Genomic DNA, 16098 nt, shown 5'->3' on the forward strand with positions numbered 1-16098 from the left:
CATCCCGGTGATTCCTCTGAACATCCCCCGTTGCATCACTCGACCTGCGCCATGCTGTCGTGCCCGCGTCGGGCGCAGAGAAAATCGCGCAATGACCCAATCCGCCGCGCGCGCACCTGCCAACGACGGTAGCCGGCACGAACGGCAAGAACTCCAAAAAAACCGGCCAGAAACAACAGACTGAACACTAAACGCGGGCTGAAGCAACCATTGAGCCAGACCAGCGGCAGCACGATTAGACACAGCGTGGCACTCCAGCCAAAAATCAATTGTTCGCGCCGCCATTTCAGAACGGCGCGGCTCCACTCAACGGGCCCCAATTCCCCCAGCAATTGCTCGAACCGTCCGCGACCGCCATCGCCATCCTGTGCAAAAAACCAGCCTTTTTGCGGTCGCCGCAACAGCATGAACGCGCTGAACCCCGACCGGGCGGCTCGCAGTCCCATATGACTGCCGCGCAGCGCCTCCGTGTAACAGCCGCGGCGCCAACGCAGATAACGTCGTAACGCTGACAATCTTGGTTTCTTTCTCGCCTGTTCTGTCATTCTCCTTCCTCTCATCGAACGTATTTTGCGCGGCTGTCCGCCATCGCCGCTGGCACAAAAAGCCATCCGGATCGTCCGGCTCAGCGCCCCTTGGCCGGTGCGAGCGGGATCATTGTCGTTCCTGTGTCACGCGCATCCAGCAAGGTTGAGAGCACGGCGGCAAGGGCAAGCGCATTGCGCCGTTCAAGATCAAACCGCATCCACTCGATTTGCTGGGTGAGCGCGGTGGCCAGCACTTGTTCGCGCTGCACCGCGTCGGGGGACATCTGCGCCAATTGCTGATGCCATTTGGCATTTGCAAAGCGCGACCGAACGAAAATATCGATCGCCTGCAATTGTGAGACATGCTCACCGACCGCGTGCGGATAACCCTGCGGCGCGGCTTTTTTTGCCCAAGCGGCGAGGTCGTCGCTGCCGGTTGGTGTCACCAGATCGCCAAGATAACTGACGATCGCATGCGCTGCCGAGCGACGGCTTGCATCCACCTGGCGTGCCGCGATCTGTGCCCGGCCCGCTGGCGTCCTGTCTTCCAGCGCGGTAATCGGCTTGGCTGGAATCGGATCGATGATATTATTGACCAGTCGGATATGGGCTCCAGCAATATCCTTTTTCGACGTATCAAGCGTCATCGCATCGGTGAGCAACCGCGCGTCTGAAGTGGGGTCGGCAAGTCCGCCCGTCCCCTTGAAGCGGTCGCGATCGGTGATGATGGCATTCGCCACCGCCAGACCACCTTGCACCACCGGTTGGCCGATCTCCTCATTGCCATAGGACCAGTTGCGCGACGCATTGGTGACATCCTTGCCACTCAGACCGGCGCCGCGATTGGCTTTGCCAATGCTGAAGATGCCGGAAAGGTCCAGACATGCCGAGGCCGCCGGATCATAGCGTCCACTTTCGGCAAACCCGCGCGCAATCTGCTTCTCGCGGCTTATAGCATTGACTTGCGCGGCTTCCATGACACGTTTTTGCGCCTCCGTTGCGCGTAAGGAGTAGCCACTCAATTGTGCCACCCCGTCGAGAATCGTCTGCGCAATCGTCCCACCGACCGCAGATGTATGCTCATTGATGGTCTCTACACCCTGATGAACGATATTGCGGACCCGCGCGCAGTCGCAGGCAGCGGCAGCCGGCGATGGCGCAAGCACTCCCATGACGACGAACCGTGCAAAATGACGCAGAAGCCCGGTCATTTTCCACCACCATAAAGCTTGTGATAAAGCTCATCGAGGATGGTCTGCGGCGGTTCGCGCGGGCCGCTATCCGGAGGCTCGAGGCCAAAATGACTGATCCCGCCTAAAGGCGTGCTGTAATCGATGTCAGGGCCGCCGCCCGCGCCGCGCTCCCCAAAACTGAAGCTGTTCAATGGCTGCGTCGGAAAAACATTGTTCAGCGGCTCGGTCAGCTTGCCAATCTCCTTTTCCGCCATCCGGCACAGCTGGTTTTGCGCGTCCGAGACCGCGCTGTTGAACAGACCACGCAAGTTCGGCAGGCGAATTGCCGTGTCGAGATTGATATCCATCAACCGGTCAAGACAGCTTAGTCCAGCGAGCGGGACTGGCATTTTGAGTGCCTGCTCCCGCCGTTTGACCTCGCCCTCGATGCCGTTGCGGATCGCATGCATCAGATCGGTCCTGATGACAGGCAGACAGCCATCACCCGCATTGGTGAACAGGTCATCAAGACCATGCGCTGATACCGGCATCAGACTGGCAGCAAGCAACACAAACCCCGACAGTCTTGACATCACAAACTCCCTTTTTCTCCCTGAAATGGTGGCCGCTCTTCAATCAGCACCGCCCGCAGATTGCCGATGCCGGGAAAACCCGCCGTCTGGCTTTCGCGGCTCGTTGTTTGCGCGTCGGCCAAGGCCCTGTTGCCGGCGCCGCCAGACATGCGCTTGATCAGATAGTCCTGCAATTGTGCGGCGGAACGAAACCCGTTGGCAGTCAGATATTCGGGCGGGAGTGAGGCAGCATCAAACCCGCTGGCGACCCAGGAGTTGAATCCTTCGGCGCCCAGGAAATGTGCGGCCTGCAGTATTCCGTCCTCGGTGATCAGCATGCCGCCGAGGCTCGCAAGGCGCTGCCCCACCAGACTGCGCGCCCTATCACTCATTGCAGACCAGTTGCGTGTGGCCAGCTCGCCATTGGCGCGATCCTGAAGCACGGCACCAGCCGCCGAATAGCGCAGGTCACTCATTGAGCCCACGCCGGCCGTCCTGGCTTTGTCGGTGAAGGAATAATTCGCATAGTCCGATCTGCTGCCAGTGCCGCGATAGCGGAGATAGCCAAGTCCTTCCCAGGTTCCGGCCGTTATCTGATACTTCCCCAGGGCCGAGGAACCCCTCTCATTCATCACCGAATAGGAGTCTCCGCCCTCAAATCGCGCCACCGCATCATTATAAGTCGACCGACCGGGGCCGGCGATGATAACCAGCCACAACGTGGCGATTGAGACTGTGATTGGAACAGCGGACTTCATTGGCGTTGCCTCCCGGCGATGATTGGGCTTTGTGCGCGGATCTCCATAACCGGTTGTTGGTCGCCGATCCGATACAGTTCCACACCGCGGACACTGCGCGTCTCAATCAACGGATTGTCGTGCACATCGCGCGCCAGCGCCGCACCGCTCTCCCCGTCCATCGACTGCAGATGCGCCAGGATTTTTGCATTTTCATCCAGCACGAACACCGGACAAACACTCTGGCTGCAAAAAGTGAGGCTTGAGAGCGATACGAGTGCTCCGGTCCCGCTCTTAAGCGGCAGGTCGAGCACTTGATAGCGAGCGTCGGGAGCGCTCTGGCCGAAGGCGCCTTTTAAGGCTGTTTCAATACTGGTCTTTTCCTGCGGTTTTATCGCGCGGTAATCAAAGCGATATTCGCGCAGATCTGGTCTGTAGACGCCACCCATCCAGCGCCACAGACGCACGCCATCATGAATGCCGCGCAATCCGTCCGGACCAACAGCTCCCAGTTGCAACTCCGTCGCTCGCCCGCGCCACAATTCAAGCCAGTTTCGATCATCATAAAAAAGAACGGCATAAAGGCAATTTACGCTGCAGTCGCGATCCGCTGACAGCTGAGCCGCCATCTGCTCGAAACCGTCATCCGGGGCTTTGAGCCAGATGCGCTGGGCCACCACCCAACGAAATGACGCCCCATAGATTTGCCGCGCAACCGCTGTCGCCTGCGGATCGCCACCATCAAAAGATAAAGCAATTTCAGGCGCGCGCTGCCACAGGCGCAACTCGTCGCCGCCAGATGCTGCGGTTGTCGCCGCCTTGATCGCCAAAAACAAGGCCAAAGAGATGATCCCCAACCTAGGCATCGCCAAACCCCCGAATGATTTCGTCGGCAACACGCCTGATGATCGTGTCGCGGGCGCTTTGATCAATCGTCATGCCACCCGCTTCCAACTCCGCCTTGCGCGTTTCGAAAAGCGGCGTCGCAGTGCCGTCGGGAAAGCGCCGGGCCAGGACCTGTCGGGCTCTTTTGGGTCCCAAGGCGGCGTAAAGCAGCCCGCGCAATGCACTGTCATCCTGCGTGGTCGATAATGCCCAGGTTTCGATCGGGCCGATATCGTTAATAAGTGACTGGATATAGCGCCCAGATTTGAGTTTCATCACAGCCACAAAAGGTGCCCCCTGTCCGGGCACCGGCCCATGCAACTTGCGCAGCGCGTCGGTGACGGCATCGGTGAAGTGATAGGTTTCGGCCAGTGATGTTAGTGCGGCCTCAGTGGGAACATTGCAGAAGAAAAAATTATTGGCGAGCGCCTGGATTTCCGGGTCAAAATCCTCCATCAACTGCGATGCATAGACCTGTTGCACGCCGGTCTTGCGGCCAATGCGGGCATCACATTCATTCTGCTTGCGAAAATAGCGCAGCCCCCCCGTGCGATGATACTCATCATAAGCCAGACGCTTGTGCATCTGCGCATTGTCAGCGACGCGGCGCAGATGATAGGCCCGCACGGCTTCCGGCATCCGCGGATCCTTCAGATCATCCGCATGAAGCCAGAAATCGGTGGTCAGCGTATGCCGCGCCAGCATGTACATGACCGCCGACTGACGCGGCGCCTGCGATCCCGATTGTGCCGTCACCGCCTCAAGATCGAAGGCTGCGATCCGCGCATCCGCAACACTGAAGCGGGTGATGCCGGCAAGAAGCGGGAAATCCCGACAGGCGGTCGTTATCATGCGCTGGAACGCCACGATCACCGTTTCACCGGTCGATTCCACATGCATGTCGCGGAAGGATTCCTTCACCGTTTCACGATTGGACATCGTCACCAGATCCGCAAGCACCGGCACAGCAAAGCGCTGCGCAAGCGTTGCCTCATGGTATTTTGCTTTGTCGAAAAGAAAGTCGACGACTTCATACCAACTCGTCGCCCTATCGGCTGAAAAGCCCAAATCCTGCAACGTGCTGTCGACGATCTGGCTTTCGCTGCGCGCATAGCGCTTTGGGTTCATGGCCTCCGAGAAATATTCATAGGCCTCTAAAATTGCGGCACGCGCCAGTGTGGCAATGCCGTCATAAGGCGCGCTTCGGTCATCGGCCGTGCAACACAGACATATCAGATTGGTGAGATATTCCAGTTCATAGGACAAAGGCCGCCGCATGCACAAGTGAAGATCAAACGGGTTAACGGCATGGCTTTCCTGGTTCTGTAGGCGCAAATGCATCACCTCATGGCGGCGTTTGGGTGGCAATGCCTCCTTGAGCAGATCGATGAAACCCTCACTGGATGGACCGATATCGATGATGGAGATGCGTGGAAGCAAGCCCGCACCGCTGTCTGAGCGACCGATCTGTGGCGAAAGCGCGATTGCAAGATTGATGACATTGGACAAGGTGGATTTGCCACTGCCCGGCTGCCCGACAATGATATCGACCCAGCCCAGTTGCAGCGAGGAACCCGGCTGATAGGCCCATGGTTTGCCGTCCGGGGTGCGAAAGCGGATCGCGCCGTGACGCCACGGGCTTGAAGGTCTGGAAAAAGGCGCCAGCGCAAAGGCCTCGGTCAGATAGGCGGAGGCTGCCGGCGCCGTGGAACCGGGGGAGAGTGCCAGCGCAGAGGCGAGAACACATTCGACCGGATCCCCCACCTGCATGTCGGTTTGACAATTGCCCCAGCCATGCACCGTCTGACGCAGGCTGGCCACATCACAAAGCAACTGCTTTTCGTCATCGCGATCGCACCAGACAGCAAAGCATGCCCGCCAGCGGATGACGGTTTCGCCATCGCCATGCTTTTGGCGCGCTGCCTCAAAGGCCCGCCGAATGCGGTCATTGGTGATACGACCCGTGAAAGCGAGAAGATTGACATAGTGTTCCTTGAACATCTGCCCCTGAAAGCCGCCACTGTCCAGCAGCATCGAGACGCGCCAGGACATCCGACGCTGCTGATCAAGAACCCGGGCGATCAGATCATTGAAGGCAACAATCTGCTCAGGACCAAGAACAATGTCGAAGCCGCAAAATATCTTGCTGCCAAATTCAAACACCCGATCACTGCGCAAACTGCCAGCTTCGGACATCAGTTGCACCGTGAGCGGTGGCCATAACAGATGCGCGACATCGCTTCCCGCCCATTGGCGAGCGCTACGCGGCATTCTGGCGCGTAAATGATCACCAGGCAGCACGGCCTGCCAGTTTCTTGCGGCTGACAAGAACTCCGGATTCAAGATGCCCTTGATCTCGGCAAGGGCCGTACGGACATCAAGCAGTTCCAGGTCGAAATCACAACGGCCTGTCTCAATGAGCAAAGATTGAACCAGTGCCTGATGGCGGGTCAGCAAGGCTTGCAAGGCGCGCGCCGGCAGTTGCGCACGCAAAAAGCGTGGCAATGCCAGGTCCTCCTCGAGTTTGACTTTTTCCGATAGCCTTGCCTCCTCGCGCGTTAACATGGTTGGCCGCGACCACAGCGCAATATAGGCGCGCTCCCCACTGAGCTTTGCGGGAAGCCGGGCCAGTCGCTCATTAAGGAGATCGGCAATATCGAGTTCCGCATTGCGCGCCACTGCGGCCATGCCACACAAAATCATCTTGAGTTCATCCTGCGCCACATCGGGCAGATGCCCGAACCAGAACTGCAGGGTGAACCCGCCTTGCGAAAATTGTGCGGCCAGGGCCAGACGCAGCCGCGTCATGGCCTCAGAAAGTTCCACAGATCCCTTGATCGATCGACAGCCATCGAGGCGGAACACACTCAGCAACGACCCATCATCGCCGATTAACACAGCATCATCCTGTGCTGACATAATGCGGCAATAGGGGGCAAGGCTTTTACGCAGCAGTGAACCGGCGAGAAAACGCGCCAGACTATCCAAAGTGTCGCGGAGAAGGGCGTTCATTTGATCGACCGTAACGTGCCGTCGACAGAGGCCGTTTCCGCTCCCGAACCAAAGAAAGTCGCCACCCCGACGCCGAGATAGCTCGGAATACCGATCAGGCCGGCTGCAACCACAAAGGACATGATCGCTCTGCCAACGCTGTTATGCGGATCATGCGGATTGCGGCGGTTTTGAAACAGGGTCCACAGACCGAAAATAGCCGCCAACACCCCGCAGAGAAATGCTAGCGCCCCAATCAGATCGGCGATGGGCCCGATTGAATCCCGGCGCAGATTGGTGGCAATCTCGCCGATGCCGCCCTGGCTTTGCTGGGCAAAGGCCGCCCCGCACCAGATGACGGCAGAGACAAGAAATGAGAGCTTTTTGTGCCATGCAATGCTGGTCATCGCCCTGCCCTATTCTCCGAGAAGCAACATTTGGATGAGTTGAAGAAATGCCGGCATATTCATCGCGCATATGCCACCGGTCATATGCGTCAGACCTTTCGACAGCAGCCGCCGATAGGGAAACAGCGCCGAGAGGTTGGCGACATACAGGCCACGGATGAAGGCCAGTAATCCGATAAACTGCAGGATTCGGACAATCGACACCAAAAGGCGGCGTCCCATGTCACTTTGCGCCGGTTTAAGAAGCTGCGGCGCATAGGCAAAGACCTCGCTGGCTGCGTATGTTTGATCCATCCCGAACAGCGTCATCAGACAGGCTGATATCACCTGGGACAGCGAGACGAATGCGAGGGCGAGGATGAGGAGAAATGTCGGGCCCTGCCACCCCGCCTGCGACCAGCCCCGCGGCGCCAGGCGCTGATCATTGACGGCCGCAAAGCCGCGCAACGCGCTGATCGCACAAACAAGGCCGACGCAATAAACGATAGCCACCACAAGCGATTGCAGCGGGGGCATCAATGCAACCGCCCGATCTAAAATCCCAGCCAGTCCCTGCATCGTTCATCCTCCCCGGATCCTGGCCTTGATCGCCGCGCCGTCAACGCCCGCAGCGGCTGAGCGGCTGGAAAAGCGGTTCTGCTGCGCCTGTTGAGGTGCCGGTGTCACCACGGTCAGCACCGCCGGCTTTTCATCCTGGCGGCGAGAGCGGCTTTCGACAGACGGGCCATCCTCAGCCGAAGCCGTGCCAGCAAGGACGGGGAGGGTGCCAGCCTGCAGCGAGGCCAGATGTTGCGAGAGCGCTGCGTTCTCCACTCGGATCGTTTGCAGATGCGCGATCACGCGTCCGATAATCCCGTTCTCTGCGGTTAAGAGCGCGAAGTCATGCTGCAGCTTCGTGGTCACAAGCGTTGTTGTGTGCAGCCGGCTTTCAAGGGCGCTCAGCGCAGTTCTGATCGCCTTGCGCTCAAGCTGTTCCGCATGGTGCTGGGGTTCGCGGTGTTCGCGCAGCGCATAGAGAGTGCAGGCCATCGATACAAGACCTGATACACCTACAGTCATCAGCATCTGCTTTACAACAGAGGAACCCTGTTTCCTTTGCTCCCAAACTATTGTCATTTGTGCCTCGTAAACGGTGAAAAATTGCCAGTTTATATTTAGATAGTGCGGTTTCCTATTTGACATGTACTATTATGGATAGGAAAGCATTCTACTCCTCTATTTTATTTACTCATAGAGATAGAATAAAATGAACAAGAAATTGCTATTTACTTATTACTTGCTATTCCCTATCTTTGGCGGCGCCACTTGTCTTGCCCAGCCGAACGGTTGCTCTGGCGTCAGCAAAGCCTTGTCACCCTATGCCGAAAAACGGCTCCACGCCGACGGCACCCGGTCAAAACATCTGTTCACCCTGGATGGCCTTGATGTCTGGATGACCCAACCCGCTGATCAAAAAGCCATGCTGGTCTTCACCACCCCCAGCGGCCTTTTGGTTGAGGGCACTGTCTTTGGCCCCGACGGCCGGGACCTCACGGCTGCTGTTGGCCCAGATGCGCTTGCAGAAAACAACGCTGCTGTCAGTGTCAACGCCGGCCCCAAGGATGCGGAGCAGAGCGGCCAAACCCGGGCGCCAAAAGACAGGCGGACGCAGGCTGCGCAAACCACTGCCGATCAGCCGAAACCGACAACGCGCGTCGACAACGCCGACGCCGCCTTTCCGGCTTTCACAACGCTGAGCCAATTGCGCAGCCAGGCGGACCACTATCTGATGTGGATCGAGGCCAACCACTCCCTGCCCAACGCGCCCGTGCTTTACATGTTTGTTGATCCGCAATGCGCCTTCTGTTCAAACTCGCTGCTTGTTCTCAAACCCTATCTTGACCGCGGCGCTATCGAATTGCGGCTTGTCCCAACCCCAATTCTCTCGCCACTTTCCTTAGAGCTTGCGGTCAGCTTTGTGCAGGAACGCAATCCCGGCGAGGCCTTTATCCGGCATGCGGCTCGGGCAGGCGATGCAGTGCAACAACAAGCCGTCCTGCCGCGTGATAAAATGGACAAGGCCGTCATCGATGCGATGGCCCGCAATCTTGCATGGTTTCGCGGCAATGGATTGCAGGGCGTTCCCCTTTACCTTTACAGATCCGATGCGGGTGATCAGCTCTTCTACGGTCAGATTGATGACAGTCGGATCGACGAAATTCTGCGCGGCGATAGGAATCGTGAAGGAGATCGGCTTGAACAATGATTACGGTCGGATTGAATCGGTGCTGCTGCGCGCAGAAGCCTATCGTTTTGCTTATTACCGAATGAGCATCATTGCGCTGACGCTGGCCGCGATGACCGTCGTCAGCGTCGCTGCCACCGTGGTGCTGGCCACAAGCCGACCCTCCCCTGTTTATTTCGCGACCAATGGTGAAGGCGGCATCACCCGCCTCATCCCGCTCGAACAGCCTGCCCTGAGCCCTGCCGCGGTTGCCAATTTTGCCACCGAGGCCGCAACGCGGGCACTCACCTATTCCTTTTCCAATTACCGTGCTGAGTTTGAGGATATGAAGCCCTATTTTGCGATCCCAGAAGGTTGGAATTCCTTCGTCGACGCCCTAAACCGCAGCGGCCAGATCGATCTGGTCAAGAAACAACGCCTGAACACCACTGCCATCGCTCAGCGCGCCGTGATCCTGCGCGAAGGGCTTGATTCTGGCGGATCCTATCAGTGGATTGTCCAGCTGCCGTTGCGTGTCACGTATCAATCGGCAAGCCAGGTCACCGGACAGAATTTTATGGTCACCCTCACGCTTCGCCGCATGCCAACCCATTCCTATCCGCGCGGCGTTGCCGTCTTCAACTTCAATGCAGCCCCGGGAGCATGATCATGAGGAAGCAGTTCCTGCCCACGCTTCTGGTTTCAGCAATCCTGCTGCTACCAGCATTGGCGCAAACCGACCGAGCCATTCCCATGGCGACCTTGCCGCCGCAAGACCCACCAGAGGCCGCCGATGAAGCATCTGAGCGGGAGGTGAAACCGGACGCCGCCCGCTTTGGCCAGACAATTGCAGGCCAGACAAGCGCGGGCCAGACAGGCGCGGGCGAGGCAGGTGCGGGCGAGACAGGTGCGGGCGAGACAGGCGCAGATGATCCACAGAGCCAAGTACCAGGCCCGCTGCCGCCGATCATCGGCACAACCCAGCTCCTGCATTCCCTTGCGCAACTTGACCGCCCGCTCTCGCCAGAAGAAATCACTGCTTATGGCGCGGCCCTGCAATCGCTGATGCCCATGACCCCTCAGATGATCCGTGATTTCCGCAAGCGCCTTGATGAGAACCAGAAGGCAGCCTCCGAACCGCCCTCAGGCAAACAGCCACATCTGATCAGTGATGCGATCCGGCTGTCGCTGAAGCCTGGACAAGCCCTGTCGTCTATTGCCACCGCAGCCGACAGAGCCTCGGTCATCAGCTTCTACGATCGCACCGGACAAGCCTGGCCGGTCGCCTCCTTCGTGGTGGGACGGGCGGATATGTTTCAGGTCTACGCTTTGCAGGAGGGCTCCAACAAACTGGCCATCACTGCGCTGCAGCCACATGGCAGTTCAAACCTGATTGTATCGCTTGTGGAGGAGAGCCGTCCCATTGTCTTTCATCTGCAGACAGCGCAACCAACCGTTGTGGAGCGGCGGGATATCACGGTTGACGCCTATGGGCCCAACGCAGTCCGCAACCCGACGACAGTCGCTGTGCAGGCGGCGGCCAGCAATCCTATCATGCTGGCTTTTGTCGAAGGGGCCGCCCTGCCGCAAGGCGCGGTCAGACTGCCGAGCACCGATCCCGACATTGACGCATGGGCCTATGGCGGCGCTTATTATATTCGCAGTCCGCACACCTTGATCTCCCCGTCCTGGCTCTCGGTGCTCAGCGGTCCGGGTGATATCCATGCCTACCGCATCAACAAGACCCCTATTGTGTTGATGTCACGCAACGGCCAGATCGTCAGAGTGAGGGTGGGCAATTGACCGATCAAAGCGCAGAGCCTGACCAGGGCCAAAAATCTGAGCAGCCCGAGGGGGGGCTTCACGCGATGGTGATAAGGGGCCAACGACGAAGACGGCGCCGAACAATTCTTGCTTGTATCTGTGCCGTTGCAATGCTCAGCGCGATCGGTCTGACATTGTTCAAGTCGTGGCACAATGCACAATTGGAAACCTCGCATATATCGCGACCGCCCAGCCTCGATAGCACCCCGGCCGGCCCACAGCTTGTCGAGAGCCCGCGCTACAAGCAAAGTCTTGATATCGTCAACCAGCGCGATGCAAAAGCTGCGGCCAAACAAGGAAAGAGTTTCGTGGCAACGCCTGATGAGGCGTTGCGTGACATTGATGAACAACCCAAACCGCAACCCGCATTCCGCAAACCCATCGCGCCCGCCCCCGCAGCGCCGAACAATGAACCCGCACTGGATCCATTACCACAAATCCGACGGGAACCAGTCGCCACCCCCAGACCTGCAACAGCCGATTATGGCCGGATCCACCAACTGGCGAGCCTGATCGCCAACCAGGCGGCGCTTTATCAAAAAGGCCGGCAAGCCGCTGGATCCAGCAACATCATCATCCTGAAGGAAGAACTATATCACTCTCCCGCACAGCGCCGGCAACAACGCGCGAGCGAGCGGCAGCAGGTCACCAATGCTGCCCTTCGCGCTATTGCCGGCCAGACCGCGATCCATGCGGGTCAGGTGAGTTTTGCGCGGATCATCACCAGCACAGATTCCGACACAGCCGGGCCGGTCGTCGCTGAGATCACACAACAAGGTCCTTTGTATCGTGCACGACTGATCGGTCGTTTCAAAGAAAACGCAACACGCAGCGCATTGATCGTCGAATTTGATCGATTGGTCTTTGCCGATGGAACACAAACATCCGTCTCCGCTTATGCCGTTGACGCATCAAGCGGCGCTCTCGGCGTTAGATCGGATATCGACCATCGCTATTTCTTGCGCTATGCGCCTCTGCTTGCGGCCTCCTTCATCGAGGGGCTGGGATCAACCCTTTCCAACAGCGGTAATCGCGTGTTGTTCGGCCCGCAATATGCCATTGCGACACAGGATGCGCCGCAGTTGCAACAGGGTCTTTATGCCGGTGCGGGCAAGGCCGGTCAACGCATGGCGCAGGATATCGAAGGGCTCGTGCCCAAGGGACCACTTGTCAAACTGGAAGCCGGCAGTCTGATCGGCGTGTTGTTTCTTGAGACCGTGATGCGATCACAATCTGCGCAAGGATCGCAAGAGGAGGCGATGCCATGAACAGGGACGACGATCTTTATGGCCGCACCATCGCGTGGCGAGAAACCATGCGCAATCCCCGCTTTTTCCTGCTCGACGCGCATTGCGTTTTTGTCCTGCCGCTGTTCCTATTCCATATAAGGTGGTGGACATTCGCAGTGTTGCTCATCACATTTCTGTGTTTCGCCGCCATGCGAATGTTTCAATACCGCCCTTCAAGTGCGATGCGCGCACTCAGATCGGCCATTGCCGGTCCTCTACGCAAGCCCTTTGGCAACACCTTCTTGCGTCCTGTTGTGGATTACGGCTTTGAATACCGCATTGAAGGCGACACACAGCGCTTCAGGCATTAAGACGCCCTCGCTGCTTTGTTGCCAACCACCGCTCTGCAACGCTCCGCACCTGAAGCTGGTTGTTGAATGCACACAGCAAGGCAGGAACAAAAGCCATCTTTCGCGGTTGTTATCTTCGTGATCAGACGCCGGGCCAGGCACATGCCATGGGCTGTCAACGGTCAAGATCTCTCCATCTCGTCTCGCGGTAGGAAACGCTGCGGGTAAGGATTGAGCCGTCCGCCAGCGACCGCTCCATAGCGGACGTCTCGATGCGGCACTGAGCGTGATGAGGACAGACATGGCCCGTGATAAACTCGCAGTCTATAAAAAAAAGCGCGACTTTGAGAAGACGCAGGAACCAACAGGCGCAAAACGGCCAAATGCCTCCCAGCAGGCGCGCTTCGTTATTCAGAAACATGCCGCGACGCGACTGCATTACGATCTGCGCCTCGAACTTGACGGCGTCTTCAAGTCCTGGGCCGTGACCAAGGGCCCCTCTCTTAATCCCGGCGACAAGCGTCTGGCGGTCGAGGTGGAAGACCACCCGCTTGATTATGGGGATTTCGAGGGAACAATTCCCAAAGGTCAATATGGCGGCGGCACGGTGATGCTCTGGGATCGTGGTTACTGGACGCCGGAAGGGGAGTTAACTGCTCACGAGGCGCTTGCCAAAGGTGATCTGAAATTCACGCTCGAAGGCAAGCGACTTCATGGCAGTTTTGTGCTGGTGCGTATGAAAGCGGATCGAAACGGCTCCAAGCGCACCAACTGGTTGTTGATCAAGCACCATGATGCGTTTTCCGTGTCAGGCGACGGTGCTGCCGTTTTGGACGACAATCTCACTTCTGTCGCATCCGCTCGCTCCATGGAGATGATTGCAGCCGGCAAAGGCACAAAGCCGCGCCCGTTTATGGTCGCAACTGACGATATCACTGCAGATGCCGTTTGGGATAGCAGTCATGGCCTTGCTGCCAAAAAGCGAGAAAAGAACAAGGGGATGTCAGAAACCGCCAAGTCCAAGCCCGCCACCATGCCGGACTTTATCCCACCCCAATTATGCGAAACCCGCGACAGGCCGCCCGCTTCGAAAAATTGGATTCACGAAATCAAATTCGACGGCTACCGCATCCAGATGCACGTCAATTCTGGCACAGTCACCTTGAGAACCCGCAAGGGTCTCGACTGGACAGAAAAATTTCCGGCCATTGTCAAAAGCGCTGCAGCCCTCCCCGACGGCATCATCGATGGGGAAATCTGCGCGCTGGACGAAAGTGGCGCGCCCGATTTCGCAGCGCTGCAGGCTGCTTTGTCCGAGGGCAACACCGATGCGTTGGTTTATTTTGCGTTTGATCTGCTTTTCGAGGGCAGCAAGGACCTGCGGCAAATTCCGCTGACCGACCGCAAGCAACGGCTCGATCATGTGTTAGAAGGCGTGGCTCAGGATCCGCTGATACGCTATGTGACACATTTTGAAACTGGCGGGGAGGCTGTTCTGCGGTCCGCCTGTCGTCTTTCGCTTGAAGGCATCGTATCCAAACAGGCAGACGCCAGCTACGTCTCGGGGCGTTCCGACAGCTGGGTGAAGTCCAAATGCCGTGCAGGCCATGAAGTGGTGATTGGCGGCTACGCAACAACCAACGGCAAATTCCGTTCGTTGCTTGTCGGTGTCAATCGCGGCAGGCATTTCGTTTATGTTGGTCGTGTCGGCACTGGCTATGGCGCAAAAGTCGTTGCGGGCATTCTACCGAAACTTCGTGCGCTTGAGGCCAAAAAATCACCGTTTACAGGTATCGGTGCTCCCAAGGGCGGCACCGATGTCAAGTGGCTGAAACCGCAACTGGTTGCCGAGATACAATTCGCCGGCTGGACAGCAGACGGCCTCGTTCGCCAAGCGGCATTCAAAGGGTTGCGCGAGGACAAGCCAGCGAAAGAGGTGGTTGCCGAAAAGCCTGCATCGCCAAGCGACGTCGATGTCCCCCAGGACGACACCGCAAAGCCGGGCGATATCCTCACTTCTCAAGCAGGTGGCAAGCCCAATATCATGGGCGTATTGATTTCCAGCCCTGATAAGACACTGTGGCCGGATGCCGGGGATGGAAAGCCGGTCACAAAACTCGATCTCGCCCGCTATTATGAGGCGGTGGGATCTTGGATGATCAACCATGTCAAAGGCCGGCCCTGTTCGGTGGTTCGCGCCCCCGATGGTTTACAGGGCGAGCAGTTCTTCCAGCGTCACGCGATGCCAGGCACCTCGAACCTGATCGAACTCGTGCAGGTGTTTGGTGATAAGAAGCCCTATCTCCAGGTCGATCGGATTGAAGGGCTCGCGGCAGTCGCGCAAATGGGCGGCGTCGAACTACATCCGTGGAATTGTGCCCCGCATGAACCAGAAATCCCTGGTCGGCTGGTCTTTGATCTCGATCCGGGCCCTGACGTTGCCTTTTCGAGCGTTATCGCGGCGGCTCGGGAAATGCGCGATCGCCTGCATGAGCTTGGTCTGGTCAGCTTTTGTAAAACCACGGGTGGCAAGGGACTGCATGTGGTCACGCCGCTTGACGGCGGCAGAGGCAAAAAGCTCAGCTGGGCCGAGGCTAAGGGCTTTGCTCACGACGTCTGCCAGCAAATGGCCAGCGATCATCCCGATCGCTTCCTGATCAAAATGGCCAAAAGCCAGCGCAAGGGCCGTATTTTCCTCGACTATCTCCGCAATGATCGCATGGCAACGGCGGTCGCTCCCCTCTCACCCAGAATGCGCGAAGGCGCAACGGTGTCGATGCCGCTCAGCTGGACCCAGGTCAAAAGTGGCCTTGACCCCAAGCGATTTACAATCCGAACCGTTCCAGCACTGCTTGGAAAGACAAAGGCCTGGCAGGACTATTGCGACGAGCAACGCCCACTGCGAGAGGCGATCAAAAGGCTGGGAAAATCAATGCGCCAATCCGATTGAGACACCCAGAACGCTGTGCGCCCGCCCACGATCAGCACAGGGTTGCGATCCTCATGCTGTAGCCAATGCGTCTGTGACATCCGATTTCTGCGAGAGTTTGCCCCGTGTCTTGTCAAGCGCTGCCGGCCCTCAGCCTGTCCGCATTTTGCAGCCGCGAGGACCGCACTCGCTGATCGGTCGTCAATGACGAGCGTCCGAGATACTATGAAAACAGTCCCTCTGAACAATGCTTCGACAATCCAGAGCGCGGC

The 16098-nt window shown here is 58.0% G+C and carries 15 protein-coding genes; 6 read left to right on the forward strand and 9 right to left on the reverse strand.

The genetic code is table 11. The features are described 5' to 3' along the window. Nucleotides 1-35: 35 nt before the first annotated feature. The 9 genes from QBD00_RS16840 to QBD00_RS16880 all read right to left on the reverse strand — a co-directional run bounded on the left by QBD00_RS16840 (nucleotide 36) and on the right by QBD00_RS16880 (nucleotide 8350). A complete protein-coding gene (locus QBD00_RS16840) occupies nucleotides 36-545 on the reverse strand; it encodes a hypothetical protein (RefSeq protein ID WP_191793492.1) in 510 nt (169 codons plus the stop codon). 80 nt (nucleotides 546-625) lie between these two features. Beyond that, nucleotides 626-1738 carry a hypothetical protein gene (locus QBD00_RS16845; protein ID WP_318580077.1) on the reverse strand — a complete coding sequence of 371 codons (1113 nt, stop codon included), beginning with the start codon at nucleotides 1736-1738 and terminating at the stop codon, nucleotides 626-628. Further along, a complete protein-coding gene (locus tag QBD00_RS16850) occupies nucleotides 1735-2292 on the reverse strand; it encodes a hypothetical protein (protein ID WP_151093424.1) in 558 nt (185 codons plus the stop codon). Before QBD00_RS16850 ends, QBD00_RS16845 begins: the two co-directional genes overlap by 4 nt. Then, nucleotides 2292-3029 (reverse strand): hypothetical protein, encoded by a 738-nt coding sequence (locus QBD00_RS16855; RefSeq protein WP_191793491.1) that lies wholly within the window; start codon nucleotides 3027-3029, stop codon nucleotides 2292-2294. The genes QBD00_RS16850 and QBD00_RS16855 overlap by 1 nt, the downstream gene beginning before the upstream one ends. Further along, a complete protein-coding gene (locus QBD00_RS16860; protein WP_318580078.1) occupies nucleotides 3026-3838 on the reverse strand; it encodes a hypothetical protein in 813 nt (270 codons plus the stop codon). The genes QBD00_RS16855 and QBD00_RS16860 overlap by 4 nt, the downstream gene beginning before the upstream one ends. 28 nt (nucleotides 3839-3866) lie before the next feature. Further along, a complete protein-coding gene (locus QBD00_RS16865; RefSeq protein ID WP_318580079.1) occupies nucleotides 3867-6905 on the reverse strand; it encodes a hypothetical protein in 3039 nt (1012 codons plus the stop codon). Next, a complete protein-coding gene (locus QBD00_RS16870) occupies nucleotides 6902-7291 on the reverse strand; it encodes a hypothetical protein (protein ID WP_318580080.1) in 390 nt (129 codons plus the stop codon). The genes QBD00_RS16865 and QBD00_RS16870 overlap by 4 nt, the downstream gene beginning before the upstream one ends. 9 nt (nucleotides 7292-7300) lie before the next feature. Then, complete coding sequence (locus QBD00_RS16875) at nucleotides 7301-7849, reverse strand: hypothetical protein (RefSeq protein WP_151093434.1); 549 nt, start codon at nucleotides 7847-7849, stop codon at nucleotides 7301-7303. 3 nt (nucleotides 7850-7852) lie between these two features. Beyond that, entirely contained in the window at nucleotides 7853-8350 is a 498-nt protein-coding gene (locus tag QBD00_RS16880; protein ID WP_151093436.1) for a hypothetical protein, read from the reverse strand. Between the two features lie 187 nt (nucleotides 8351-8537). Here QBD00_RS16880 and QBD00_RS16885 point away from each other — a divergent pair, with 187 nt between their 5' ends. From QBD00_RS16885 to ligD, 6 genes are all read left to right on the forward strand, one after another. Beyond that, nucleotides 8538-9536, forward strand: a complete 999-nt coding sequence (locus tag QBD00_RS16885; protein ID WP_191793488.1) for a hypothetical protein — start codon at nucleotides 8538-8540, stop codon at nucleotides 9534-9536. Then, entirely contained in the window at nucleotides 9526-10161 is a 636-nt protein-coding gene (locus QBD00_RS16890) for a type IVB secretion system apparatus protein IcmL/DotI (protein WP_235901831.1), read from the forward strand. The genes QBD00_RS16885 and QBD00_RS16890 overlap by 11 nt, the downstream gene beginning before the upstream one ends. Nucleotides 10162-10163: 2 nt before the next feature. Continuing rightward, nucleotides 10164-11297, forward strand: coding sequence for a DotH/IcmK family type IV secretion protein (locus QBD00_RS16895; protein ID WP_318580081.1), 1134 nt, complete (start codon nucleotides 10164-10166; stop codon nucleotides 11295-11297). A gap of 131 nt (nucleotides 11298-11428) precedes the next feature. Then, a complete protein-coding gene (locus tag QBD00_RS16900) occupies nucleotides 11429-12586 on the forward strand; it encodes a DotG/IcmE/VirB10 family protein (RefSeq protein ID WP_191793486.1) in 1158 nt (385 codons plus the stop codon). Continuing rightward, on the forward strand, nucleotides 12583-12918 hold the full coding sequence (icmT, locus tag QBD00_RS16905) for an IcmT/TraK family protein (RefSeq protein WP_151093446.1): 336 nt from the start codon (nucleotides 12583-12585) through the stop codon (nucleotides 12916-12918). The genes QBD00_RS16900 and icmT overlap by 4 nt, the downstream gene beginning before the upstream one ends. A gap of 280 nt (nucleotides 12919-13198) precedes the next feature. Beyond that, nucleotides 13199-15847: a DNA ligase D gene (gene ligD, locus QBD00_RS16910; RefSeq protein WP_318580082.1), complete on the forward strand. Its 2649-nt coding sequence runs from the start codon at nucleotides 13199-13201 to the stop codon at nucleotides 15845-15847. The last annotated feature ends 251 nt before the right edge of the window (nucleotides 15848-16098 follow it).

It is taken from the genome of Ochrobactrum sp. AN78 (assembly GCF_029909885.1).
Classification (GTDB): domain Bacteria; phylum Pseudomonadota; class Alphaproteobacteria; order Rhizobiales; family Rhizobiaceae; genus Brucella; species Brucella quorumnocens.

Excerpts from the sequence above, each read along its gene's own strand:
- QBD00_RS16840 (WP_191793492.1), bottom strand. The coding sequence starts at position 545 with ATGACAGAACAGGCGAGAAAGAAACCAAGATTGTCAGCGTTACGACGT.
- QBD00_RS16845 (WP_318580077.1), bottom strand. The coding sequence starts at position 1,738 with ATGACCGGGCTTCTGCGTCATTTTGCACGGTTCGTCGTCATGGGAGTG.
- QBD00_RS16850 (WP_151093424.1), bottom strand. The coding sequence starts at position 2,292 with ATGTCAAGACTGTCGGGGTTTGTGTTGCTTGCTGCCAGTCTGATGCCG.
- QBD00_RS16855 (WP_191793491.1), bottom strand. The coding sequence starts at position 3,029 with ATGAAGTCCGCTGTTCCAATCACAGTCTCAATCGCCACGTTGTGGCTG.
- QBD00_RS16865 (WP_318580079.1), bottom strand. The coding sequence starts at position 6,905 with ATGAACGCCCTTCTCCGCGACACTTTGGATAGTCTGGCGCGTTTTCTC.
- QBD00_RS16870 (WP_318580080.1), bottom strand. The coding sequence starts at position 7,291 with ATGACCAGCATTGCATGGCACAAAAAGCTCTCATTTCTTGTCTCTGCC.
- QBD00_RS16875 (WP_151093434.1), bottom strand. The coding sequence starts at position 7,849 with ATGCAGGGACTGGCTGGGATTTTAGATCGGGCGGTTGCATTGATGCCC.
- QBD00_RS16880 (WP_151093436.1), bottom strand. The coding sequence starts at position 8,350 with ATGACTGTAGGTGTATCAGGTCTTGTATCGATGGCCTGCACTCTCTAT.
- QBD00_RS16885 (WP_191793488.1), top strand. The coding sequence starts at position 8,538 with ATGAACAAGAAATTGCTATTTACTTATTACTTGCTATTCCCTATCTTT.
- QBD00_RS16895 (WP_318580081.1), top strand. The coding sequence starts at position 10,164 with ATGAGGAAGCAGTTCCTGCCCACGCTTCTGGTTTCAGCAATCCTGCTG.
- QBD00_RS16900 (WP_191793486.1), top strand. The coding sequence starts at position 11,429 with ATGCTCAGCGCGATCGGTCTGACATTGTTCAAGTCGTGGCACAATGCA.
- icmT (WP_151093446.1), top strand. The coding sequence starts at position 12,583 with ATGAACAGGGACGACGATCTTTATGGCCGCACCATCGCGTGGCGAGAA.
- ligD (WP_318580082.1), top strand. The coding sequence starts at position 13,199 with ATGGCCCGTGATAAACTCGCAGTCTATAAAAAAAAGCGCGACTTTGAG.